General features: G+C 43.8%; 15 protein-coding genes. 4 read left to right on the top strand and 11 right to left on the bottom strand.

Going from position 1 to position 24,201, the window contains the following annotated elements; all coding sequences use genetic code 11:
• The first annotated feature begins 13 nt into the window (after nt 1-13).
• Nucleotides 14-526 (top strand): TolB family protein, encoded by a 513-nt coding sequence (locus TOL9009_RS0134855; RefSeq protein WP_029638003.1) that lies wholly within the window; start codon nt 14-16, stop codon nt 524-526.
• A gap of 84 nt (nt 527-610) precedes the next feature.
• Here TOL9009_RS0134855 and TOL9009_RS0134860 read toward each other — a convergent pair whose 3' ends face one another.
• Entirely contained in the window at nt 611-1,621 is a 1,011-nt protein-coding gene (locus tag TOL9009_RS0134860) for a succinate dehydrogenase/fumarate reductase iron-sulfur subunit (protein ID WP_029638006.1), read from the bottom strand.
• Nucleotides 1,622-3,103: 1,482 nt separating this feature from the next.
• Between TOL9009_RS0134860 and TOL9009_RS0134865 the strand changes: the two genes are divergently transcribed.
• Together TOL9009_RS0134865 and TOL9009_RS0134870 are read left to right on the top strand one after the other, a co-directional pair.
• Nucleotides 3,104-3,559, top strand: coding sequence for an AbrB family transcriptional regulator (locus TOL9009_RS0134865; protein WP_029638007.1), 456 nt, complete (start codon nt 3,104-3,106; stop codon nt 3,557-3,559).
• Between the two features lie 169 nt (nt 3,560-3,728).
• On the top strand, nt 3,729-4,616 hold the full coding sequence (locus TOL9009_RS0134870; protein WP_038298274.1) for a CPBP family intramembrane glutamic endopeptidase: 888 nt from the start codon (nt 3,729-3,731) through the stop codon (nt 4,614-4,616).
• A 206-nt stretch (nt 4,617-4,822) separates the two neighbouring features.
• On the opposite strand, the gene TOL9009_RS0134875 is transcribed toward TOL9009_RS0134870, so the two are convergent.
• Both TOL9009_RS0134875 and TOL9009_RS0134880 read right to left on the bottom strand, forming a co-directional pair.
• Nucleotides 4,823-5,002: a DUF6887 family protein gene (locus TOL9009_RS0134875; protein WP_260676007.1), complete on the bottom strand. Its 180-nt coding sequence runs from the start codon at nt 5,000-5,002 to the stop codon at nt 4,823-4,825.
• Between the two features lie 10 nt (nt 5,003-5,012).
• Entirely contained in the window at nt 5,013-5,204 is a 192-nt protein-coding gene (locus TOL9009_RS0134880; RefSeq protein ID WP_084763446.1) for a DUF6888 family protein, read from the bottom strand.
• A gap of 26 nt (nt 5,205-5,230) precedes the next feature.
• On the opposite strand from TOL9009_RS0134880, the gene TOL9009_RS49895 reads away from it, so the two are divergent.
• Complete coding sequence (locus tag TOL9009_RS49895; RefSeq protein WP_260676008.1) at nt 5,231-5,353, top strand: hypothetical protein; 123 nt, start codon at nt 5,231-5,233, stop codon at nt 5,351-5,353.
• A 105-nt stretch (nt 5,354-5,458) separates the two neighbouring features.
• On the opposite strand, the gene TOL9009_RS48630 is transcribed toward TOL9009_RS49895, so the two are convergent.
• The 8 genes from TOL9009_RS48630 to TOL9009_RS0134920 form a co-directional block, all read right to left on the bottom strand.
• Nucleotides 5,459-6,874, bottom strand: coding sequence for an eCIS core domain-containing protein (locus tag TOL9009_RS48630; RefSeq protein ID WP_051503202.1), 1,416 nt, complete (start codon nt 6,872-6,874; stop codon nt 5,459-5,461).
• A gap of 54 nt (nt 6,875-6,928) precedes the next feature.
• Nucleotides 6,929-9,268: a contractile injection system tape measure protein gene (locus TOL9009_RS42430; RefSeq protein ID WP_029638016.1), complete on the bottom strand. Its 2,340-nt coding sequence runs from the start codon at nt 9,266-9,268 to the stop codon at nt 6,929-6,931.
• Between the two features lie 211 nt (nt 9,269-9,479).
• Nucleotides 9,480-14,522 carry a hypothetical protein gene (locus TOL9009_RS0134895; protein WP_029638018.1) on the bottom strand — a complete coding sequence of 1,681 codons (5,043 nt, stop codon included), beginning with the start codon at nt 14,520-14,522 and terminating at the stop codon, nt 9,480-9,482.
• Nucleotides 14,515-17,847 carry a YegP family protein gene (locus TOL9009_RS0134900; protein WP_029638020.1) on the bottom strand — a complete coding sequence of 1,111 codons (3,333 nt, stop codon included), beginning with the start codon at nt 17,845-17,847 and terminating at the stop codon, nt 14,515-14,517. The genes TOL9009_RS0134895 and TOL9009_RS0134900 overlap by 8 nt, the downstream gene beginning before the upstream one ends.
• A gap of 49 nt (nt 17,848-17,896) precedes the next feature.
• Nucleotides 17,897-18,364: a carbohydrate-binding protein gene (locus tag TOL9009_RS0134905; protein ID WP_029638022.1), complete on the bottom strand. Its 468-nt coding sequence runs from the start codon at nt 18,362-18,364 to the stop codon at nt 17,897-17,899.
• Nucleotides 18,365-18,506: 142 nt separating this feature from the next.
• Nucleotides 18,507-19,781: an RNA-guided endonuclease IscB gene (gene iscB / locus TOL9009_RS0134910; RefSeq protein WP_029638025.1), complete on the bottom strand. Its 1,275-nt coding sequence runs from the start codon at nt 19,779-19,781 to the stop codon at nt 18,507-18,509.
• Between the two features lie 379 nt (nt 19,782-20,160).
• A complete protein-coding gene (locus TOL9009_RS0134915; RefSeq protein ID WP_029638027.1) occupies nt 20,161-23,766 on the bottom strand; it encodes a baseplate J/gp47 family protein in 3,606 nt (1,201 codons plus the stop codon).
• Nucleotides 23,763-24,200: a GPW/gp25 family protein gene (locus TOL9009_RS0134920; protein WP_029638028.1), complete on the bottom strand. Its 438-nt coding sequence runs from the start codon at nt 24,198-24,200 to the stop codon at nt 23,763-23,765. The genes TOL9009_RS0134915 and TOL9009_RS0134920 overlap by 4 nt, the downstream gene beginning before the upstream one ends.
• Nucleotide 24,201: the final 1 nt, after the last annotated feature.

The following is a 24,201-nucleotide window of genomic DNA, read 5'->3' on the forward strand; positions in this document are numbered from 1 at the left end:
TCTTGATTAATATATGAAACGCTTTATTTTTATACCTGTGTTGGCATTAACGGGCTTGTTAAGTGGCTGTGTTGGCTATCCTCGTCTGTTAAGTTACCCTTTTGATCCGGGGGGTAGAAGTCTTAATAGTTCAGCTTCGGAATTAAATCCGCAAATTTCGGGTAGGTATATTGTTTTTACTAGCGATCGCCGGGGCAGCCAGGATGTGTATATGTTTGATATGGTGACTCGTAATTTAATTGATTTGCCTGGTTTAAATTCTTTGGATGCGATCGCTTCACATCCTAGTGCTGACGGTGATGGTCGTTATATTGTCTTTGCGGCTTCTCGTCAAGGGCGATCGGCTATATTTCTTTATGACCGGGAAACGCGACAATCACGCAATTTGACTGCCGATCTTCAAGCGGAAGTCCGCAACCCGACAATTAGCGCTGATGCAAGTAGAATCTCTTTTGAGTCTAGTTTCAATGGACAGTGGGATCTTTTAGTCTATAACCGTTCTGGACAGCGTTTGAATTTACCTTAAGGGGACAAGGGAGACAAGGGAGACAAGGGGGATAAAGAAAAATTTCTTCCTTATCTCCCCCATCTCCCCCATCTCCCCTAGTCCCTAGTCCCCAGTCCCTAGTCCCTCTTGTTGAACAGCTTCGATAAGCGATCGCACTTGTTGAGTTCCTTGTGAAGATTCAAATGAAAGTGGGAATTTACCTTTAGAAATCATCCGTAAACCTAAGGGGGCAATATTCAGCAATCCTCTTAAGTCTTTGAAGTAATTACCAACTACATGTAAGCCAAATTTACGTTCATCAATCCAGCCACCTTCTTTAACTAAGTCTATCAGTACCTTGCGGTGGCGAATTGAACGGCTGTCACTTGCTTGTTTGCGATCAATAATTTCTTGTTTAATTTTAGTGATTTGTTCGAGTGGCTCTACATCCATCGGACAAACACTATTGCAGTAAAGACAACGAGTGCAACCCCAAACTCCTTTAGTATCTTCGTTGTAATTTTCTAATCGACTTTCATTTAGTCCATCGCGGGAGTCTGCCACCATGCGGTAAGCTTTGGCAAGAGCATGGGGACCGACAAAATCTGAGTTGACTTCACGGGCATTGCATTCAGAGTAACAAGCTCCACACATAATACAATTGCCCGTTTGATCGAGAAGCGATCGCTCTTGTGGTGTTTGCAAAAATTCTCTTTCTGGAACTTGTCGCCCTGCTGTGCTGACATAAGGAGCAACTGCCTCTAGATTATCCCAAAAACTGCTCATATCGACAACTAAATCTTTAATCACCGGCATATTACCCAATGGGGCGATCGTGATTTCGGGAATAGCATTTGCGTTACTTCCCGATGCTGGGATATTTTCTCTTCTTTGTATTTCACTTCTGAGATTTTCCTTACATGCTAAAGCTGAACGTCCATTGATTCGCATAGCGCAGCTACCACAAATAGTATTGCGACAATTTTTGCGATACGCTAAAGTCCCATCTTGCTCCCACTTAATCTGATTGAGACAATCCAGGATTGTATTGCCCGGTTCTGCCTCTAAACGGTAAATTTGTACAACAGGGGATGAATTTTCTGTCTGCCGAATGACCTTAAAAAGAACTTCCATTTCCACCAACCAAAATTTTTAAATTATCTCACTACTAAATCATGAGTACGTGCATATTCCTTGTACTCATTGACCCATACTCATATTGCCCTTAATTCAAAGCCATCTGTAAATTGACTAATGATAAAAGAGCTACTGATTCTAGTTCAAGGATAACCAGAAAAATCTTAGTTCTCTAAATGCCGAATCGGTTGGGCGATCGCCCGAACCCCTATACCTAGTTGCAAAATCGAGATATAACTATATGTTAATGTCCAGCAAAGACAATCCTGACATCGAAATATCCCTCTTAGGATGGCTAAACGATATTTTTTTGGTTATATAGAATTGTTAAAGCTTGTAATAAACTTCTTGGGTTTCACAAAGGATAGACAGGTTTAGTCTAGCGGCATAATTCTTTTCCAGGATTGGAGCGCAGAACACTCAAACTGCGGTGTTGCCTTTCCCAAATCAAGGAAACGCCGTAACTACGTCAGTTGTCAAAATTCCGTCTTTAAATTAGATGAATTTTTCTAAAAGTTGTGCAGTAATAAGGAATCATTGGTAATCAAGCTGGAAGACCGCAGTTTTGCCTTGAGGAAATCACCACTGCAAAGTTTCTCAAAATCATATCATTTTTACCTCACGGTAATAAAGCACTCCTGAAAATCCTCACCGTTTTTTGTTTTCCCAGGGGGAGGCATTTAAATAAAAGTAACTTTGCAACTTTAATTCAAAAATAAACAACTATTTTGCTATTATTAGTCCATGCTAGTATTTAATATAAAATTAGGAGGCAACAAAACCAGTATAAATAGTCGTCCATTCTCTGGCTATTATTATAGTTTTGTTTCTTTATAATGTAGAAAGATGAAATTTTTCGTCTATACTGGCAGGATAAAAGGGTGTATGCCACAAGAACCGTATGCAAATACTATGCTGTTTTAAGAAACGCTCAGATGAGGAAGAGGAAAACCTTACTAATCAAGAGTACCAAAGGCACTTCGCCGAAACTTAAAAGCCTGCATTCTCCGTTGGTCTACAACTTATTTCTAGTAGTAGAAGCCACACAATTTGTTAAGGTATCTTAAGATTACACCGCCGTATTAGCGCTTAAAGAGAAAATTAATTCACTCTCTTGATGGCAAAGAATGCTTAAAAATGCCGTACACTCACCGAAATGAATGTTTGTGACAACCATGACCTCTAATCTATTGTGGGCGACATAATAGAAGGAATATAAACAAATAACTCCCACTACTCAGATACAAGCTGTTCGTCTGTTGATGGTGAAAACAAGAGTTAAGTGTGAATAACATCTACACTGCCAACTCTTTGGAGAATAGACACTACTTTTTACCTGGGATCTTATGGCTTTTATAAGCAGGAATTCATATCTTATCCTAAGGTCTTAAGTAGGTTTGACAGGTGTCAAAAAGCCAAATACTGGCATGAGACAATATCGTTTATCAGTTTGGAGAGACTAAGGATAATTTGAGCGTAATGACTGAAACCGCAACCGCACCATTAACTGGAAAAACACTGCTTGCTAAGGTAAAAGAACTTTCTACTTTACCACGAAGAGAAAGAGCCAGACAATGTGGCTACTACACAACTACTAAAGGTGGTCAGGTACGAGTAAACCTGACCGATTTCTACGATGCTTTGCTATCAGCTAGAGGAATTCCTCTCAGTCCAGAGGCACCAAAAGATGGGCGTGGGCGTGAACCGACCTATCGTGTTAGCGTACATCAAAATGGTCAGATTGTGATTGGAGCCACCTACACCAAAGCAATGGGCTTAAAGTCAGGTGATGAGTTTGAAATTAAGCTGGGATATAAGCATATTCACCTGATTCAAGTTGGTGAAGGTGATAAAAAATTGACCGAGGTAGATGAAGACTTAGAATTAGACGAAGATGAAGACGAAGAAGATGAAGATGAAGACGACGAGGAATAAATTTTTCGGATTTAGGTATAGGTTCAAGCTAAATGCTTGACAACTTGTTCTCTATGTAAGAAAAATTAACACATTCTGTTTAACAATTGTGTCAAATCAAAAAAATACGATTAGACATCTTGTAGAGATAGCCATTTTGGTAGAAACTTGATTAAAAAACAAGAAATCTATGTTTGCAAGAAGTGTGTCGTATTTGTTGTCTGTTTCGTTATCATCATTTGAGCCATCAATCAACACTTTATTGTCATTTATTGAAAATGCACCAGTAATAGTTGTAGTGATGGCTTTTTTTATTGGCTGGATAGGATGCTGGTTCCCTGTAGCAATAGTATCGGCATTAGCACTGAATTTGGAACTGGGCAAACCTTTGCAGTCAGAACAAAAATTGCCTTTATTAATCTCCCTTTATTTATTAGCACCTTTTATTCTCTGGGGTATAAATTGGCTCACTAATACATCTTTTTCAAATTATGGCTTTAATGTAAATATTTCCCTTCTGGGTTCTTTAGGACTGGGTTTTGTTTTGGGAGTCTTCAGTTTAGCTGTTGTATTTGGTGGGCAACTTTGGCTTTCGTGGTGCAGTTGGCAAGAGTCCCAGACAAAGCAATTGCAATCTATCTTGCTACCTATTTTTTTGGTTGCTTTGTTTGTTGGTGGTATAGAAGAATTGGTTTTTCGGGGTTTTTTATTCACTCAACTAGCAGAGGATTACCCAGTTTGGTTAGCAGCAGTTATTTCTAGCTTGATTTTTGCTTTACTACATTTAGTTTGGGAACGACATGATACTATACCTCAATTACCTGGACTGTGGTTAATGGGAATGGTGCTAGTATTGGCACGGTTTAGCGATCGCGGTAATTTAGGTTTAGCTTGGGGACTGCACGCTGGATGGGTATGGGCGATCGCTTGCCTGGATACAGCAGAGTTAATTAGTTATACTGGTAAAGTCCCTGAATGGTTGACTGGTAAAAATAAAAAACCCCTAGCTGGTGCTACGGGAATTGTTTGTTTACTACTAACAGCACTGATTCTCTGGGTTTTCTCTGGCTATATTTAATAAATTAAAAGAGCTAGATTAAATCGTCAAAATTTAATCTCGATTAGGCTCGGCTAGAGCCGAATTTACGCCTGTGGACAAGAACCCGCCGACGGGCTTGAAGGAGAGGGCGATTGCACTTGACATTCAAGACAGTCGCTACAAGATTAGGCGATCGCACTGTCGTTACAAGATTGGCGATCGCTATTGATAATCGGACTACAAAATTAGCGATCGCTCACTCGTGTTTTGATCAGCTGCTCTAGTTGGTTGAGATCCTCTTCATTCAGTCCACCGCTTTGTCGAATTACACCAGGCTCGTTGTGCAATCGCGCCATATAGATACGTATTGCTTCTTCATCTTCGCGGTGAGTAAGTACATAAGTTCTGAGTTCTTTTCGACTCATCTGTTGAAAATCAGGCTTCTGTGTCATCATCAAACTCCCAATGTCCGTTTCCTTTGATAGTGGTACCGATTGTGTCGCCAGCCAGAATGTAAATTTCCTTACGCTTTTCGTCGTAGCGGAATAGGTGGATGTCGGTATAGAAGTTAGACAATGTTTGGCAGACTCGCACACAGACAAGCATTTGCTCGACAGTTGGTATCATCTTTGATCTACTTCCATCCGCAGTAATTGCTTCCCGAACTTGCCAGCATTATAATCCTATCGTATGTGCGATCGCCCTGGCTCAAAACCATTGATGGCGAGCGGCGATCGCACTATATTGTTTTCGTCATAGGAGCGATCGCATTTTGAGGGAGAGTGCGATCGCCTAACCTAAGAGGCTTGATCTGCGTTCCAAGATAAAGGATTTGTCTGCACATGAAGCCAATTAATCGGATACCCATGCTTTTAGAAATATTACCAAGTTGGATTATATTTTTTCAATGTCTTCATATCCGCTCCTCCTTTATTTGCCGCATCAACCGTGTTATACACTTTATTTTGTGCTGGGTCATAAATCCTCCATCCAGTGTATTTGCCCCACGGATATTTATCTCCCTTAGACGAGTTTTTTTCCTGCGATATTATTTGTGCATTACGGGGGTGATTTCCGCCCCCCCACGCCTTCGGGTAAATATGATCTACTGCTGCTATGTGTGGGGTAATTGTACTTGGATCTATTAGTTGCTTGCCATCCTCGTCATCAACCTGAAGATCGGCATTTTTTGAGAATGTAACAGACTTTTGGGTTTTTAAGAAATTCTCCTTCAAAATCGTGAATCGTTGATTGCTATCGAAGTTTTCATAGGGACCTACTCCTCCAGGAGAGTCTAAGTTAGCATACGGAGAGTCTATGTCAGGTATTATGCAGGCGTCGCGCTGTAAGACTGCTCTTGCTTTAGCATAAGGCGTTATTTGCTTGTTGGTAGCGTTGTGGCTAAGGTATGGTACTTGAGATTCTCCCGTATCCCTAGTTTGCGATCGCTGCACTACCCCCCCATTCTGCTGCACCACATGGGTCAACTCATGGGCAATCAGCTCCTGCCCCCCCCGACTCCCCGGCTGATACGCCCCCTGCCGAAAGAACACATCCTTCCCTGTTGTAAACGCCTTCGCCTGGATCGATTGATTCAACTGGTCAGACTGAGTATTCGTATGTACTCTCACCCCGCTGAAATCAGCTCCCATCGCCTGCCCCATTGACCGTTGCAGACCCGCATCTAAGGGCTGCCCACCCCCCCTTGCACTGTTTATGGCAAATGTCAAATCCGTTGAAGCTTCCCCTCCGGCGATCGCACGCTGTTGGGTTGATTTCGCTTGAAGTTCCTCTGGCTTTTCTTCTTGCCTTTGGAGTGCCGTAATCTCAGATTTCGCCTGAAGTTCCTCTGGCTTTTCTTCCTGACGCTGTACCGATCGCCCTTGAGTTGACTGGGCTGAAGCGGGTGCATTGATCTGTCCCACCACCTGGGATGCAACCCGATCTGCCTCCTGTTCGTACTTGTCTCCTGGCTCCCCAATGGTCAGCTTTGCTTGGATGGGTGATGCTGAGGACTGTTGGGGGGAGTTCAAGAGCGATCGCTGTACCTCCCTGTTGTCGTTGACTTCGCTTTCAAACGCGGGCATCAGTTGCACCACTGGCTGACTTCTGCTACCAGCCTCGCTGGTAACAGATTTAGCTTGCAGGGCTGATGGTGAGACAGCCTTGGGTTGGAAAAACGGTGTAGAAGGTGCCCTTTCTGTCGAGAAGAAAGCATGTTCCGTCCCTGCCCCGAAAAAAGGTTTTTGCGCTGCTGGCTGATGATTTGTGCTTTTTTGGTTCTCGTTCGTTTTCATCGGTTTTCCTCAGGCAGAAAAGTAATGGTGAATTCCTTTTCGATAATTTGCAGGCTAATGCCATTGCACAATCAAAAGTTGGTTCATCCAGGGCAACGTCACCATGCTTAGTCCCCAAGGCAATCGACTCAGCAAAATATCGATCGCCTGTTGTTCGACCTGGAGTTTCCAGTTACCGTCCCCACTGCGGGTGAGTTTGCCCTCCCGTTGTAAAAAGCCCTCCCGCAGCCCTGATGGGCTAGTATTTTTCAGGGCTTCCCAATAGGCGATCGCCGTTTCTAACAGGTGTTCCCCTTCGCTCAGAGCCGCTTCTGGTAAATCCAGTCCCCGCACCACCGGCTCATTCAGCGACCAGCCACAGAGCAATTTGGGCAACACCAGTTCATATTCGGGCGCATCGGTTTGTTTTGTCGCCAGATAATACAGTAAGTATATCGCCATTTGTTGGGCGGATTCGTCCCGAAAAGATTTGCCCGACCACAACCCGACTGCTTCGAGATAGAATCGTAAAAACGGATGCAACAACACCAGCCCTGCCTGGGTAACATACAGTCCTGCTGTCTCCTCTTCCCTCGATAATGTTGAGTTGGGAGCCAGTTGGGGGGGAGGCGCTGCATCGATTTGAGTCTGCAAGATGGACATTTGCCTCCAATTTTGCGATGGGGCGATCGCTTGAGCATATGTAGCAGTTAGCACTTGATCGAGGGCAGTCAACCAAAGGGAACTTTCGGCAATTGGGAATGCGGCGATGATAGTATGCAGGCGTTGGCGATCGCTTTCATTGGTGGTTTCCTGGTAATTATAACGCTTATCCTGCTTCAGTTCTGTTGCTTCAGTGCGGGATGTTTCTGTTAATGTCATCGGGGATCGCTGCTGCGAATCGGCTGCTGGGTCAGATTGATTCTGTTGCCAAGTCTGCACTAGTTGAGCTAGCCAGTTGCGAGTCCAGGTTCCGGGAAATGGTCTTGTCGGCGCGTTATCTAAAGTGATTTCGGCAAAAAGCAGTAACCAAGCAAACCTTTCCAATTCCTGGAAGCTGTCGCTGCTCAGGCTCAGGGAGTGCATCAGAACTCTTGCTTGTGCCAGCAAGGTGTGCCAGATCGTCCAAGCTGGCTGTAACTGCAATACTAGCTGATGCCGCAAGCCTTCGGGTAACTGTGTCACGATACGCTGTTGCGTTGCTACATTATTTCTCAGCGATTCCCGCAAAGGCATCTGCCACACGGTTTCAGTCAAGATGACAGTTTCCCAACGGGGTAGCCAGGTCAGCAAGTCCTCTGATGCTTGCTCGCTGGGCAGACGACCAGACTGCAAAAAGTACAGCAAAACTTCCCAATTTGCCTCAGGGGTGCTGGTGATGTCACTAGGCTCTATCTGCTTGAGGACAAATTCCTCAGCGCAATCCGGTTCCTCTGTTTGTCTATCCGTTGTAGTAGTTAGCACAAAGTCGAGGGCAGTCAACCAAAGGGAACTTTCGGCAATTGATAGAGCTTCAAAAATGGCGCGTAGTTGTTGATGAGCAATTTCATTAGGGTTTTCCCGGATGTATGGAATAATTTGGTCTTTTTTATTACCTTTTTCTAAGGAAGTCGGGGCTTGCTGTGGCGAATCGCCTGCTGGGTCAGATTGATTCTCTCGCCAAGTCTGCACCAATTGAGCTAGCCAGTTGCGAGTCCAAGTTGCGGGGAATGGTCTTGTCGTCGCATGATCTGAAGTGATTTCGGCAAAAAGCAGTAACCAAGCTTGTCGCTCTAGGTATCGAACAGCACCGCTACCCAATTCCAAGGACTGCATCAGTTGTCTCGCTTGGGTCAGCAGGGTGTGCCAAGTTATCCAGGCTGGCTGTACCTGCAATATCAACTGGTGCAGGAAGGGTTCTGGCAACTGCTCAACTAGGCGTTGCTTTGCTGCTTGGTTTATAATCAGTAATTCCCGCAATGTTTGCCGATAAATAGTATTATTTTGCATCGCGGACTCCCAACGCCGGAACCAGGACTGCCAGTTGTCATTTGGACACCACCAAGGCAATCGCCCATAGCGTAAAAAGTACAGCAACACCTCCCAATCGGAGCCAATGCGATCGCGGGTGATTTTTTCGGTTTTTGCACCAGCAACCAAGCGATCGCCTAAAGTCTGGCTGAGGGCGTCCAACAACTTGTGTATAAATTCATCCGCTAAAAATCGGCGATCAATGGTGCCTACCTCCACCACCACCCGATCCAGCCGCACAACCTCCTCATCCCCTACCAGTTGGTCAAAGAGACGCTCTATTGCCGGCACCCCCTGCTGCTGAAACAAGCGGATCGCGTCTTCCTGTAAGCTCCATACATCAGCTATTTGCCCAGTATCGAGTTCTAATACAGTCCGTCCAATAATGTGGCGTTGTTTGCTCATGGCAGATTTAAGAAGGCACAAGTCAAGAGTCAAAAGTGAACGGTTAATTAGTAGACATTTCCATAAATTAATTATGCCTTGCCCGAAACCCTTGTAGAGACGTTCCGCCGAAACGTCTTTACATTTTTAACCGGACACGATAAGTAGTCAGACAAAAATATTTACAGTCATTGCGTAATTAATTCTGTCTGAGTACTTATCACTCCCCATTTCAGCCGCTATTGGTTTTGAGCGATGGTGAGTTCTGTTGATGCTGAGGCTGTTTTGATGAAGTGTAAGTCCAACCCACTATTAAAAGCAGGCTAGCTACACTTAAAACTAGTACCTGGGTCGGCTTTATTTTGTACTCATACCTAATGGCTTTGGATTCGGCGATATTCTTACCACTCGTCTGAAATAAGACACGCAGTCGGTTGAGTAGTGTAGCGGAGTTGGGTGTGGGTTGGGTAGGTTTATCCGTGTCGGTTTCGCTGTCATTGATGCGAAGAATCACGGACGAAGCGGTTCCTTCCAAGCGATCGCCGTTTATTTCCCTGAAAGCTTGTGCTGTAATTCGATGGATGCCTACAATTGGTTGCCAGTTAGGCAGATGGTAGGGTCTACCATTAACTGGTAGACTTACCTCGGTGCTAGCATTAGGAGCAGTATAAGTAAATATTACACTGCCTAAAGTAGCAGGGATAGTTACAGCTGCGATCGCGTATTCATTGTTTCGGTTGAAGTCAGATATCCTGAAGATGCAATCGCTCTCCAGTGTGGTACTATCAAGAACTTGATTATTGCTGATGGTTAACAAATTAAACCCCACCACACCACCAAAGGGAATGGCAATGCGTTTCGTGACTGGCTCACTGCTACAATTACCGAGAGTTGGTGGGGTGTTAACCCTCAGCGTGATAGATACCTCAGCACCAGCTACCCAAGTATTGAAATCAAAGTTATAGGTAATAATGAACTCACTGTTGGGATTACTGATATTGCTGCTACCACCAAGGTGTTCCCAGACAAAGCGAAAAGATTTCTCTGTCGGTTGAATATTGAATACGCGAATAGAGAAGCCTTGCCCGTTGATATTGGCAATCTCTGCCTGAAAGTCAGCTTCAGGTACGGGGTTAATTGTTACTGTGCGGCTGAGGGTATTTTCGCATTGAGTTTGCGTACTGCCAATCAGTGCTTCAATTTTCACCAATTCTGGTTGACCCCCTTTTGCATATTGCCTGGGATTCAAAATCCGAGTTTGGATGTCGTTAATGCTCACCTGAATTAACTCTACCTCTTCAGATGTTCCCTTAGCCAAGGTAATCTCTACAGATGCTGCATTCTGACAGAAGTTTTCACCTTCACTGATTGATAAATCAGCTTCAGGTACGGGGTTAATTGTTACTGTGCGGCTGAGGGTATTTTCGCATTGAGTTTGGCGATCGCGAATCAGTGCTTCAATTTTCACCAATTCTGGCTGACCCCCTTTTGCATATTGCCTGGGATTCAAAATCCGAGTTTGGATGTCGTTGATGCTCACCTGAATTAACTCTACCTCTTCAGATGTTCCCTTAGCCAAGGTAATCTCTACAGATGCTGCATTCTGACAGAAGTTTTTACCTTCACTGATTGATAAATCAGCCTCAGGTACGGGGTTAATTGTTACTGTGCGGCTGAGGGTATTTTCGCATTGAGTTTGGCGATCGCGAATCAGTGCTTCAATTTTCACCAATTCTGGCTGACCCCCTTTTGCATATTGCCTGGGATTCAAAATCCGAGTTTGGATGTCGTTGATACTCACCTGAATTAACTCTACCTCTTCAGATGTTCCCTTAGCCAAGGTAATCTCTACAGATGCTGCATTCTGACAGAAGTTTTTACCTTCACTGATTGATAAATCAGCCTCAGGTACGGGGTTAATTGTTACTGTGCGGCTGAGGGTATTTTCGCATTGAGTTTGGCGATCGCGAATTAGTGCTTCAATTCTCACACCTTCTGGCTGACCCCCTTTTGCATATTGCCTGGGATTCAAAATCCGAGTTTGGATGTCGTTGATACTCACCTGAATTAACTCTACATTCTCAGGTGTTCCCTCAGTCAGCGTAATTTCTATAACATCTGCATTCTGACAGAAGTTTTCACCTTCAGTGATTGATAGATTGGGTCTCGGCTTAGGATAAATGGTTACAGTTAGGGTATCATAGGTGTCGTCTACCGCGTAGGCGAAAGTGATTGCCACTTCTAACCCCTTAGCCAAATCATCAATACTTGCTTGGTCAATGCTACTGGGTTGGAAGAGTTGTTTGATTCCCTCAAATATGACTCCTTCTCCCTTGACTGTTCCACCTTCTGGTTCTAGAGTGAATTGGTACTTTTTGCGATCGCCTTCACAAAATACTGTTTTTTCCAGTATAATTATAGGGCGTGGTCGGGCTACTACATAATTGACTGCGGGTGTATCGCTACCGCAGCGATAGGGGAGACAAAAATCCCCGACAACAATATCTTTCCGCTTCTGCAATTCTTGGAATAGCTTCTGTGAACTACTGATTACCTCTTGATACAAATCTGGTGGCAACGCAGCAGATTTTTGAATAGTCTCAGTGCGTAAAGTACTTAATTTATAATAGATTTCCGAATTTTTGTCTTCCCTGAGAAGCTCATCAACCTCTTCTCCATCTACGTACACCAAGATAAAAGTGCCACCTTTGGGAACTCCACCCAAATGTTCCATACCGGGATGCTGTTCGGAAAATTTATGGAACAAATGCAGCTTCATCAGTTGCTCTAGTCGCTGCTGATAAGCGTTTATTAGTCCTTTGATTTCAAAGTAATTGAGTTCCTCAGCTGCGTGTGAGTTACCCATGTGGTAACTTTCGGTATTAAATTCTTGAGGCACATCTCGTAACAAACTGTAAAGAGTCTCGAAGTCCTGAAACTCCGACTGTTTGATGGCTGGGTAATTGTTGTTATCAATACTAACGGCAAAATGATTCAACGAAAGTAAAACAAGGGAATACTGGGGAGTAGGGGACGGTAGGTTAACTACATCCTTTGTTGAAAGCTTGAGGTGATACTTTGCTGCGTTACTAGATGAATCAATTACTATGCCATAAGTGACTTTACCTAGGGATAGGCAGAGCGCTATTTCATTTGCAATGCGCAGCTTTTCCTCTGCAATTGCATCATTAGCAAGTCCTGAAAAGTCAATGATTAGGTCATTAAAGTCGTTGAGGCTATTTCCCTCAGTGCTGGGAATTTGCGTAACGAAGCGGGCAATGTGCGTGTTCGTTTCGTCGCGGACAAAAAGCCGAAAGTGAAGGTCTGTATCACCTTTTACAAATTCATGTGCCTCTGGTTTCCGAGCAATCTCCAGAATCGGATTAAATAGTTGGCTGCTAGTGATGACAGTTAGACCAGGTTTATCAAAGAAAACCTGCTTCAGTGTGTTTAGCAAGACATTTTTTGGTTCGCTTGCATACTTAGTCCAAAGTTTCTGGAAAGTATCCTTTATCCGGCTAAAGTCTGATTCTAGGTCATCAAACTGACCAGAGATGTTAAGATCCTGGAGACTGGCTACACTACCAAGCTTGAGGGTAATGACATCAAATGCTAGGTTGTAGCGTTGCCGATAATCCTTGATGTGTTTGAGTGCATCGCCGTTAGCCTTGCCGATATGCCCCTCAATTCTGTAAAAATTATAGGCATCCAGCCGATAGGTCAGATCGTTGAAGACATGAGGATTTTCTTGTGAATCCTGCTTCGGGTAAAAATAAGCAGGATGGCGATCGCTCCGTCCTTTACGATAGACATCGTAGTTCCAGTATTGATATAAGTTTGGATAATTCAGGTAGTAAGGGATTGCTTGCTCGCTGAGTGGTGCCGATTGGTCTTTACTGGGAGTGATTTTAAGTGGTGTATTGTAAAACGGTAGTAGGTAAAAACTATCTTCTGCACACAATTTTAAAAGACGTTCATAAAGGTAGCGAACTTGCTTAACGCGAACCTGATTGCCGTTGTAGATAGGGGGTTGGGTAAAATCACTACGATATCCAGTTTTCGGTTGACTTGATATTGCAGGAACTAGCCCCAGCATGAGAAACTTAGGAAAACGTCGAGTATCAGGTGTGCAATCATCCATCAAGTCAAAAGCTCCCTCAGCCAATTCATAGTAAGCAGCAACCAGCAGACTGAGATAATCATAAAAATATTGCAGCGTATAGATCGCTTCTGGAGTTTCGACCTTTTCAGATAAAAGCGTTGTTTCCTTCTTCTTAAAGCTGTTTAGTCGTTTTTCCAGGTTTTCCTTCAGTTGACCGAAGTCATTACCCGAAGACGGCTGGAAAGTAGTAAAAAAAGGTGAGAACAGCCAAAAAAGCTTGGGAAAAGCGTTATCGATCGCAGCGATCGCATTTACACAAATCTGGTAGTAGTTCTCCCGGAAGCTCTTGTAGTCATTAATTTTCGTCAAATCTACGCTATCATCAGCTTCTACATAGCCAAATCGCTGAACCTGGGGAGCAAAATCTTGGAACTTTTTAGCCTCAAGGTCAAACTCTTGGAGAAAGTGGTTACGTGCTTCAAAAATTGCTTCAGTGGCAAATCCTTTCCAAGGTTCCATCAACTGATCGATCTGATAACCTTTGTATAGTAAGGTTTCTGCACTAACCTGCTCAGGAGTTTCCAGTTTCTGCACACGCGGAAGCAGAAAAAACCGCCAGCGAAAATTTCGGAATTTACCCAGGTCATCGTATTCGAGGAAACAAGAGTCACGCTGCTCATCCTGGGTTTCACATACCACCACCAGTACCTGGTCAGCGAGAAATTCTCCAAACCCGTCTGCATTGCGCTCGCTACCTTCGGGAGTTTGGTGCAGAGATATTCGTTTATCCCCGCTTTGCTCGAAAAGTTCTATCACCGTGTATTGCAGAGATGCTCTAGCAGATACGTCTTCGCTGGATGCAAACAACAAAGACTGTACTTTCGCTTCACTTTGATAATGCGTCAGCGTTATCGGGGGAAGGGAAATCACATACCCTTCCGAAGTAATGCCACATCCTGCCGAGATAGATATTTTAGCATCCGCCGTCTGATAGCTGCTGCTTACCTCCATCCCGCAAACGATCCCCATACCAATTAGGTGGGTACGGGTCAGCCGATTTTGACTATCGAGATAAGAGACAAGGCTATTCAGGTCATTGTTCTTCAACACCTGATTGGGCATGAAGATAGGATAGCCGGTTTTGTTGATGATAGTGTTCATGGCTTTATTCATTTGCAGTTCCTAAGGCAGTCTGGTTAAGAATAATCGGTTGATTTTCAGGGATATTTGCCTGGGAGTCGTACAGGATGCCTTTGGGGTAAACACTCCGCAGTTGGGGTATAATTGCCAGTAGACGATTGAGCGTCCCAGTTAGATCGCAGGCGCCACCATCGCAAGCATCCAAAGCTAGTTGCTCCAGCCAGTCGTGATAAGCAACTTCAAACTCGCTCATTTGCCGGACATCCAACCAAGCAATTTTGAGAGCGAGGTGGGCTGGTGCTTCCAGTCGCAGAGTACGTTCAACAAATCGGCGAAAATCTATATTCCGAAAGCGTTCTGTCCAGTATGGTAAAATGACAGTGATCCAGAAAGAATAGGGGTCTTGGTAAGTTAAATTCTTTTGTTCTCCCGTTTTGGTTGTGGTATCATTGGCATTGACGAAGATGGGCAAAAAGTTATCTGAAACTGTTTTCGGACGCAGGAGAATATGCTCCAAGATATGAAACCCTTCATCGTTGATGCGTGTCTGTAGCGCCTCAATGCCTTGTTTTTGCTTTGCTTCACTGCTGTAATATTGGGTAGCTAAAATTGGCTGTTTATCCTTGTTGGTCAATGCCCAGCCAAAGAGTCCATTTTCAGCGGTTATCAACCGGAAATTACCCGAATTTTGAGCGAGTTCGATCAGGATATTGCCGTTCTGCCAAGCGTCTTGTATGTTGTCGTAGTATTGCTTGCTTTGGAGGAGGATCTGCTCATCCTCTCCATAAATTTGCCCGATATTATATTGTTGCTGTATATTGATGCTGAGGCGAGTAGTGCGTATTAATAAAAATAGGCGGTTGATGACAGCATCTCGCTCGGCAGCTGTCCTGTATATTTGTGGGTGGATAGCAACTTCACTTTTTTGATCGGGGGGACGACTCAGTACCCGGAACCCAAAACCGTCTGGGGTAGCTGTGGGATAAATTGCTCCCGGTTCCAAGATACCCAATAGGTCATGATAAAAGCGATCGCCTGCTGCACTTTCATTATCGAATAATTGGGTGCTTTCCAACAGGGTGACTCCATTGTAATCTACTAACCGGAAGCGATCGCCAGAGGTTGTCTCTGTCACTGCTTCAATTCGCAAAAACGGCTCAACTGAGTTTAGCAGTTTAAAGGTGCCAAAGTGATTGCTCTGTGTTGCAGACATCGCTAGCAGGTTGCCACTTTGATCGACGATTCCCAACCAACGTTGTAAGGCGATTTCCCGTTCTTGTTCTGTGGGGAAACGTTCGGTGCTTTCAGCGAGGACTTTCCCTTCGTTATCTACTAATACATAGCCGTAGGTAGTCAATTTATTGATACCATCATCATAGCGATCGCAAAGACGCTTGTAAAAATCAGTATGGAGGGCAAACAGCAACAACTTTTCCATAGCTGCCTGAGCTTCTTCCTGGGTAGCGTAGGTTTGTGAGCTTTCTAAGAGAATATCATCTGAGCTACCGCTCAAAGAAATTATCCAGCCACCAGGAGCAATCCGATAATGGCTCAGGTTGCGCCGTCGCACGTCTTCAATGCCCAGTAAACGAGAAACCCGCTTTTTGAAGCCTGACACATTTTCAGTGTCCCATACGGCTTTGCAGTTGCAGTAATTAAAAGCGCGGAAGCGATCGCGACTTAGTGATGGATAATCATGTAAAAAGTGGGCTTTGTCGTGAATAATCTCGGTTTTATGCTTAACTTTATCCATCCGGTAGTTGAGCAGCACATAATCACCAAAGGACTCAGCAAAGCGTCCTAGCAGATGGTCGAGAAAACGGTTGCGGCGATCGCGGGAAGTCTCAGGATCTTCGATAATGGAGTTGAGATACTGCTGACCATCCCCGATGATGGCGGAGCTTTCTGGAAAATCAAGCATCTCGGTGAAGTAAGTATGCCATTTACCGTTAACTTCGTCAATTTCCCAAGAAAACAGCTCCCGCACATGGGCAAGTTGGGACAAGTAGTTGGCTAGCAACTGATCGAAAAAGACCAGGTATCCTTTCAATTGATGGGCTTGAGCCTTACGTAATTCCGAAGCCGTTTCTGGCAGCCCATCTTCACTGATGCCATAGGTTAGGGGAAAATCGTGCTGAATCGAATAGTGGTCGGCGAGGTTATAATAACTACCCTTTGGTACAGATAGATCCAGTTCATAATCTTCGCGGAACGCTTTGATATTGGCAGCCTGTTGTTCATTATAACGGCGCTTTACCTCATCGACATTGGTCGAAATTGGTAAGGTACCCTTGAAAAGCTTGACCTTGGAAGATTCAACCCCCACCACCGGACTGTAGCCTTTGGTCAGTTGCAGATACCAGGGATGTTGCGACTGGGGTAAACCATTGATATAGTTGATAATGCTCAGTTTCCTGACTGCCGCTACACCAGGCACTTTTAATATTTCTTGGTATAAATCTGAGGTGTGGATCACCTCCGGCTGGGTAAGTGCTTCCAGTTCGGCAGTATCAATAAAGCCATGACTGTCGTAAGGTTCATTATGAAGAACCGCAGGTCTGCCAGCAAAAATTTCGGCTGGGCTTTTGCCTTTGTCTAGCAATTCTTCTAAAGTATAAAAATGCAAGCGTGGCGAAATAAATGCATATAATTTTACATAAACTTCTACCAGTACATCCTCAGCATCAGCATCAGCTTCTAGCTCAATATCGGCACAAAGCGCAATTTCTTCTTTACCCAAAACGACGATATCGTGAACATCTTCGCAGAGGTTACGGTAGTTACACAGCACAGCTTTAACTTGATCGAGGGTATCAGACCAGGAACGGGAAATCTGCCCACAGGCATTTTTGCGATATCCCACATCAAGGTCAATATAGACAGTATAAAGTCCACGGGGATGAAGACGTGGGGCGTTGTCCGCCGCTGGGGGAGTAGATTGCAGATGGCTACTAGTATAATCTACGTAGATGGCTGGATTATAGGTTGTCAATTTTTCCAGCCGAGCGTTGCGGACACCTGGAATGTCGATCAGACGCTTGCGTAAGTCCAATTCCGTGACTGGATTACAAGTCAGTATTTCATCGGGGGTAAAAAAGTTGTTCTCCCGACGATGAGAATCGGCTGGATTTGAAGTCAGCAAATCCTGAATATCTAGGTTGTTGCGGTAGCCCAAATCCGTGACAGCATAACATAACACCTCCAGAATAGTCACACCCGGATCGTGCAGATTGTAGTCTGTCCAGAGTTTACCAGACAGAGCTTGTAGGTGTGCGATGCCGATATCCCGCAAGGTTTGAAAATTTAGATAATTGGGAAATTCGGGGTTAAGCTTCGAGATGCTTGGGTATTCCAGCATGGACTTCAGACGCCTTTAACATATAGAATACTACGAAAAAATACTGATTTTATGATGCTGCACCAGTGAAGAGGTGATAAATAGAGCCACCAAACAACCACACAAGTGCGATCGCTATTCCCAGAGTCAGTAATGTGAGATACTTGAGCAGTTGTTGCAGACGCAATTCCATCTGCTGCTTATACTCAGTAAATTCCTTGCTCAAAGCTTCCAGATTGTGCTGGATCTTGTCTACTTTCTCTTCCAGTTCCTTGAGACGGGATTTCCAATCGGCACTTTTGCCCGGTTGCTGTCCATCTTGAGCGCAAATTTCTTTTTCAGCTTTCATTTCCCATAATGCACCTTCGTAATAGACCACATCACCTTTTTGGTACGTCTGTCCAGGTTTCCACACACCATAAAATTGATCGTCTTTTTTATTCAGGAGCGAGGTAATCAACTCGGCAAACTGGGATGCGGAGAGATGACTATTATTTTGGAATAAACTCTTAAGTTCGGTACGATTTTTCAGAGTCATCTAAACCTCCAGGAGACCCCCACCAAAGCTGTACTCAGCTTGGTGGTGGGAGGAATGGGGGTTTGATTTCAAAACAGTCTTTAAGTGTTTTTGTGGGTAAGCACAAACAAGGAGAAGACTAGTTTTGAAATCAACAAATCTTTTATTGTCCATACGAGTAACCATCCTTTGAATGAATGCGTTTACAAAACTTGTACGATATCCCCTGAGCTAATCCGTTTTTGGCAGTAATATTGAAACTACCTGATGAACGAATAGCTACTTTTCCAACGTAACAGCCAACTTTTTTACCAGTCGTGACAACCGCTTTAACGATGTCCCCAGTTTGAAAACCAAAATGGATTTTATTGCTAGGCACATATCGATTTGGGAAACCGTATTTGTCGGTTCTACACGATTGCCTAGAACCATGACCTACTGTTTTAATTAACAAAGGCTTGGTTGTTAATATTTCCAAACTTTCAACATTGCCAACACATGCAGCATCTAACCAATGGGTTTTAGAAAGTTTGAGTCTAGTTCTATTGAATTTAGTTTTCCCTCCAGAACCCGTGCTAACTGGCAGACATGTTGTGTTCAATGCGTTAAATAATGCCCATCTAGTAGAATTCACGGCAGCCGCATCTTTTAATGGACGTTTGGCTGAAAAAAGAATTTTCTTTAGAAGCTCCGGTTTTTTGGATAAAAATGTTTTAATATCCTGAGTACCTTTTTTCTTATTACATTTGTCGCAAGCTAGGCAAAGGTTTGATATTTTATTACTACCTCCTTTGGCTTTTGGATGGATATGTTCTACTTGTAGTGCGACATTTTCTATCCCACAGTAGGTGCATTTTCTATCCCATTTGTTGAGTAAATATTCTCTAACTTCGTAGCCTAAAAGTTTACCTTGCTGATACTCAATACCCGATATCTCCGGATTCTCTAGTTGTTGTAAATCGAATCTTACTAACTCTTGAGATATGCCAGTTACAGGAGACAATTTAATAAATTTTTTGACCCAAGTTAATACAGTTTCTACCCGATGCTGCAAAGACGGTGCTAACCACCCTTTAGGTCTAGCTCTATTTGAAAATCTCGGTTTACGGTATTTAGTATGTCTTGCCCTCCTACCACGTCTTAATGATTTTCTAGATTCTAAAGAGGCTTTGATAGCAGAACCTCTATGCGATAATTCCGCACCAAAAACAACTTTACTGTCTTGAACTAAAGCTAGTCCTGTTACTTTTGAACCAGGGTCAATTTTTATTTGAACAGGTTTTGTTTCTTTGGTCGAAACACTTTTTAAAATGATTGTGAACGGGTAAGTCCGGTATACAGCAGCTTTTTTTGAACTTAATAATTTTCTAGCTGTGACAGGGTGTATTGGGTTACAAGGCTTTTTATCGGTATCGATTACAAAAACGAAATTGGACATAAAGTCCCTCCTTTACAGGGTAATGTTAGCTCGGTATCGATTACAAAAACGAAATTGGACATAAAGTCCCTCCTTTACAGGGTAATGTTAGCTTCGACAAAGTTAATAGTCGGTACTTTCCAAACAATACTTACTTAACCCCTTAAATATGTTTAATTGTTCGGTTCTAGTGCAATGGACTAGCTTCGCATCCATTGGTAGGTCTCTTAACACTTGCTATTAACGTAGTACTCGCTCGCGTAGCGGACGCACCAGAAGTACTTAGTCTGGTAAACATCAGGCTTTTAAAGCCCCCACCATATTGCTTGATTGCAATTGGTGGTGGGTAGTTTACATTATCAGTAGATATGGTTGCCATAGTTAAAAATTTGGTTTATAGTTATGGGTTTTCTTGTAAAATAATATCCGCTAATGCCTCATAGCCAAGGATGCCAGATGCAAGTTTTTGATTAGCAGCGAGGGTAGTTGCTTGATTAATAATGTGGGTTTGACCAGTGGTTGCAACCGACACCGAGGTGAGTACCGATCGCGCAGTTGAAGCGATCGCTTCCCGGACATCCCGCTGATTGTCATGATGCATTTTGAAATTCACAACATAGTCAACGTAATATTGCTGTTCGATGAAATTGAGAATAGAAGAACCGTAAATAGTACCTCCGAAATGAATTTCCGCTCCTTTATCGACCGTCCAGGGTGTGAGAAAGTCGGCGATCGCTTGCTGCAAATCCCGGCGATAATAACCAAAGTTGCCGTTATAAGGAGATTTAAACTGCACCTCACACTCCACCTGGATATGCTCGTATGCAGGATTTACAACTTTGATATCTGCCCAAGGAGAACTAACACTGACCAAATATTTCTCAATTTTCTCTAGCAGATTAATGTTGACTTTGGGTTCCAAGTCATTGGTGGTGCTACGCTGAGACAAATCGGGAATCACAACTAAGGTAACAGCCCCAGGCACCAGTTCCTGAAATTGTTTGTCTTGATTCACCTGTCCGTGGTTGATGCAGCGAACCTTATAAATTTCGGGGAATTTTTCCAACACCAACCGTTCATAATCGAAGATAGTAACAGCCCGACCTTTATGGCGCAGATGTTCGCTGATTCGGGTATAAAAATGATCTGGCTGCTCTTTAACCTTGCCACCAAAGGAATTATATAGTTGCTCTACTTTTTTGACTTCCGGTGTGGGTACAGCTAATTTCGCGATGGTACCAGGTGCTAAGGCAACAGCCAAATGGTTAGGATCGTTACCAAGGTCAGTAAAACTCACCCGTGCGGCTTGGGTATGAACACCAATTATTTGACAAATAGCCCCGCTACGTGCTTTGACACTGGCTTTGAGCCAATACAAGCTCGGATCGAGGATTGTAGTTTTATCCTTGCTAATGTCCTCCGGAATCCCTAAGTTGACGATGCCAGAAGTAATTAGCCCATTAGTACTATCGCTGACAATGCGATCGCTCAGAGATTCCCAGTTATTATCTTTTAGGTAATGCCAATTTATTTCTGCCTTTGCTAAATCCGTATTAGCGGTTTCTTCCGCTACCTGGAAAAGCAACGGTAAAGCTGTGGGGGGGTCGAGGTTCTGCAATCCAATCAGTAATTCGCCCTCATTGGTAAATTGCGGTAGAAAATAGGGTAATTCCTCCTGCAATTGGGCAAACCCGTCAAATGGGTGAAGATGAAAAAGTGTATAATCTTTTTGGTCTGCGACTGCTGTGTAGCTCAGAGAAAGCGATTGAATAACAGGCGTATAAGGTTCGTTAATCGCAATTGGTGCTACTGTTTGGGGAAAGTTAACACTTGGATTCCATCGCGTTAAGGTGCGGGTTTGATTTGCACCTTCACCTGTTACCACTTCATACACAGCTCCGTTAACATATTCCCCAGTCTGAAAATTTTTCGCTGAGGCTAATGTCTGTAGAGCAAATTTACTGGGAAACTCATTATGCAAGAAATCTTGATTGAGTACAAATTTGAGAAAACCGCTATGAGTTTGGACATTGAAGCTGGTTAAATTGTCGATTTCCTCCCCAGGCAGCGGAGTTTGAGGGGGAGTTCTATCTATAAGCCGATCGCTATCTGGATTGAAAAGATTATAGTTGTTGGGTTCTGATGACCAAGTGTGTTGAGTGAGTCTCTTTACCTGTGCCGAAAAGTTGTTAAAGTTGGGCGCATTTTGATCTCCCTCTACATAGTACCCACGATAATAGTTTACTAGATTGGCAGGTAATCCTTGCCATGCAATTTTAATCTTGAGAAGAGAGAGATTTTTCTGAAAAATTTCTTTACTGCCAACATAAAATGTCGATCCCACCGCTGGTTTTGCTCCAAAGGGTTGGAAGGGTTTTGTCGGATCGATGGTGGATAAATCGTTTTGCAGTACCAAGTCGCGGACTTCTATTTCCTTGGTGCTGATAGTGAGTTTGGTAAGTTTTAGGTTGCGGAAATAACTGTAAGGTGAAAAATTATTGACCCGTGCCTCATCTTTTAAATAGAGTCGAGCGACGGGCAGATTTGTAGACAGAGCAGCACCAGGTAGTTCGGGATGATAAATACCGATTGGCTCCTGGTCAGCAGTTAAACTCACTTCCAATTTGAGAGTTTTTTCTTCTTCCAAGCTGCTTTCGTTGTTAGTCTCTGACTGGCGAATTTTCCCCACTATCCAATCTTTTTTGCCGCTAAAATCAACAGTAAAAATATTAGGTAAATCGCTGGCTTTCACCGCAGTGGGTGCTTTATCAAAAGTTAGGGTAAAAATGACAGTACGCGTCCCTTCCTGGAGATAAAAAATATTTGAAGCGATCGCTAATCCTAAGTTAGCGCGATCGCGTTTTTTATCGCCAAAAGGCAACCAAGCTTTAACCGCAAGTTCTTTGGGAAAATCTCCACCTTTCCCATCAAAGGAGTTTGCTTGGGGTGAGGTATACAAACCCAGAAAATTATCGATTCCTTTTGAGTCCAAAAACAACCCTTTCAGGCTGGCTATCTGGGCTTTGTGGAGGATAGTTTCTGTATCAATTTTGTAAAATAGCTCGATGCCACTGGCATCTTTACCAGCTTTGAAGCGAGTTTCGACATCTAGCTTATATTCTGTTTGGGATTTAGCCAGTTCAAATATTAAGTGAGCATGGTCTGGTTCCGCTGGGCGATCGCTTAGGCGCAGCACATGACGGTAGAAAAAGTCAAGGTGTCGCTGGGTCATGCGATTCAGGTCATCGCGGGCTGGTTGCATCACCTCCCAAAAGGCGAAATACAGGGATAGGTGGGGTGGATGATCCTGTCTGGCTGTCAGGCTGTCTTTGAGATGCTTCTGTGATTCCTTGATGATTTGATGGTAAGTTTGAAACAACGCCTGAAAAACAGGGTCAAGTTCGGTACGTGCTTCAGATTTACTGCTCATCACAGTGCAATCATTTGTTGGCGTTGAGCTGAGATCAAGCCCAAATACTGTAACAAATTTGTCGTATAGTTCTGTGGTTACATCCCCGTAAATCCTTTCAAAAGACTGCATACGTCTTAAAGGTTCTGTGAGGTTGGTCTTGACCAGTCCTTTAATGATGGATTTTAGGGGAGTGTAAGGTTCTAACACCTCATACCACTCCGGGATTGGCTTTAATAACTCTTCTTTCCAGAGATTCAGAATCGGTGCAAGAGTCTCCCGTGAAAGATTTTCCAGGAACTTATCCAACTTCAGCTTATACTCGTCTTTGATTCTTTGGGGGCGAATTTTGCTGATTAGGGCGATTTGCACCGGTGTGCTGCTAGCAAAAAAATCTTGCCAGTTACCATCTTTTTGGTTGTCAGCGTCGTAGTAAATAACCTGCTGACTGAGTTTGTGAGCAAAAACCAGAAAGTCGCCCAGGTCGCCTTCATCAATCTTGACATAATCGGGTGACAGGGCTGAAACCTGTCGCTGACGCTGGCTCACCCCATCGCGGATTAAGGGATTTTTCGGTATGTCGCGGCGGATGTTCATGATTTTCTGGGAACTGAAAGCAGGTTTGCAATACCTTCTTGCAGGTAGAAAGGATAGACAAAACTGAAGCGAGAATTTGTACTAATGATGGTATAATCCACCGTGATGTTCACCACACCACTTAACTGTTCATCAGAATTGAGATCCAGGCGATTCAGGAGGATGCGGGGTTCGTGATACAAAATGGCAATACGTATTAGTTCTTTGATATTACTGGCGACAGTGGGGCTAAGAGGTTCAAAGAGCAAATCTTGGAGATTACAGCCATAAGTCGGTTGCATCACCCGTTCACCCTGGCTAGTGGACAGCAGAATCTGCAAACTCTCGCGGATATCATCTTCAGCCCTCACCAGTCCCACGCTTTGAGACTTTTTAGAAAAAGTGGGTGGAAATCCCCAGCCAGTACCCAGGTAGGCTTTATCGTTGTTTTCCATG

Source organism: [Scytonema hofmanni] UTEX 2349 (assembly GCF_000582685.1).
Classification (GTDB): Bacteria; Cyanobacteriota; Cyanobacteriia; order Cyanobacteriales; family Nostocaceae; genus Hassallia; species Hassallia hofmanni.

Coding starts and splice junctions, on each gene's coding strand:
- iscB (WP_029638025.1), bottom strand. CDS start 19,781: ATGTCCAATTTCGTTTTTGTAATCGATACCGATAAAAAGCCTTGTAAC.
- TOL9009_RS0134895 (WP_029638018.1), bottom strand. CDS start 14,522: ATGAATAAAGCCATGAACACTATCATCAACAAAACCGGCTATCCTATC.
- TOL9009_RS0134915 (WP_029638027.1), bottom strand. CDS start 23,766: ATGAACATCCGCCGCGACATACCGAAAAATCCCTTAATCCGCGATGGG.
- TOL9009_RS0134860 (WP_029638006.1), bottom strand. CDS start 1,621: ATGGAAGTTCTTTTTAAGGTCATTCGGCAGACAGAAAATTCATCCCCT.
- TOL9009_RS0134900 (WP_029638020.1), bottom strand. CDS start 17,847: ATGCTGGAATACCCAAGCATCTCGAAGCTTAACCCCGAATTTCCCAAT.
- TOL9009_RS0134920 (WP_029638028.1), bottom strand. CDS start 24,200: ATGGAAAACAACGATAAAGCCTACCTGGGTACTGGCTGGGGATTTCCA.
- TOL9009_RS42430 (WP_029638016.1), bottom strand. CDS start 9,268: ATGAGCAAACAACGCCACATTATTGGACGGACTGTATTAGAACTCGAT.
- TOL9009_RS48630 (WP_051503202.1), bottom strand. CDS start 6,874: ATGAAAACGAACGAGAACCAAAAAAGCACAAATCATCAGCCAGCAGCG.
- TOL9009_RS0134880 (WP_084763446.1), bottom strand. CDS start 5,204: ATGATACCAACTGTCGAGCAAATGCTTGTCTGTGTGCGAGTCTGCCAA.
- TOL9009_RS0134870 (WP_038298274.1), top strand. CDS start 3,729: ATGTTTGCAAGAAGTGTGTCGTATTTGTTGTCTGTTTCGTTATCATCA.
- TOL9009_RS0134875 (WP_260676007.1), bottom strand. CDS start 5,002: ATGAGTCGAAAAGAACTCAGAACTTATGTACTTACTCACCGCGAAGAT.
- TOL9009_RS0134865 (WP_029638007.1), top strand. CDS start 3,104: ATGACTGAAACCGCAACCGCACCATTAACTGGAAAAACACTGCTTGCT.
- TOL9009_RS0134855 (WP_029638003.1), top strand. CDS start 14: ATGAAACGCTTTATTTTTATACCTGTGTTGGCATTAACGGGCTTGTTA.
- TOL9009_RS0134905 (WP_029638022.1), bottom strand. CDS start 18,364: ATGACTCTGAAAAATCGTACCGAACTTAAGAGTTTATTCCAAAATAAT.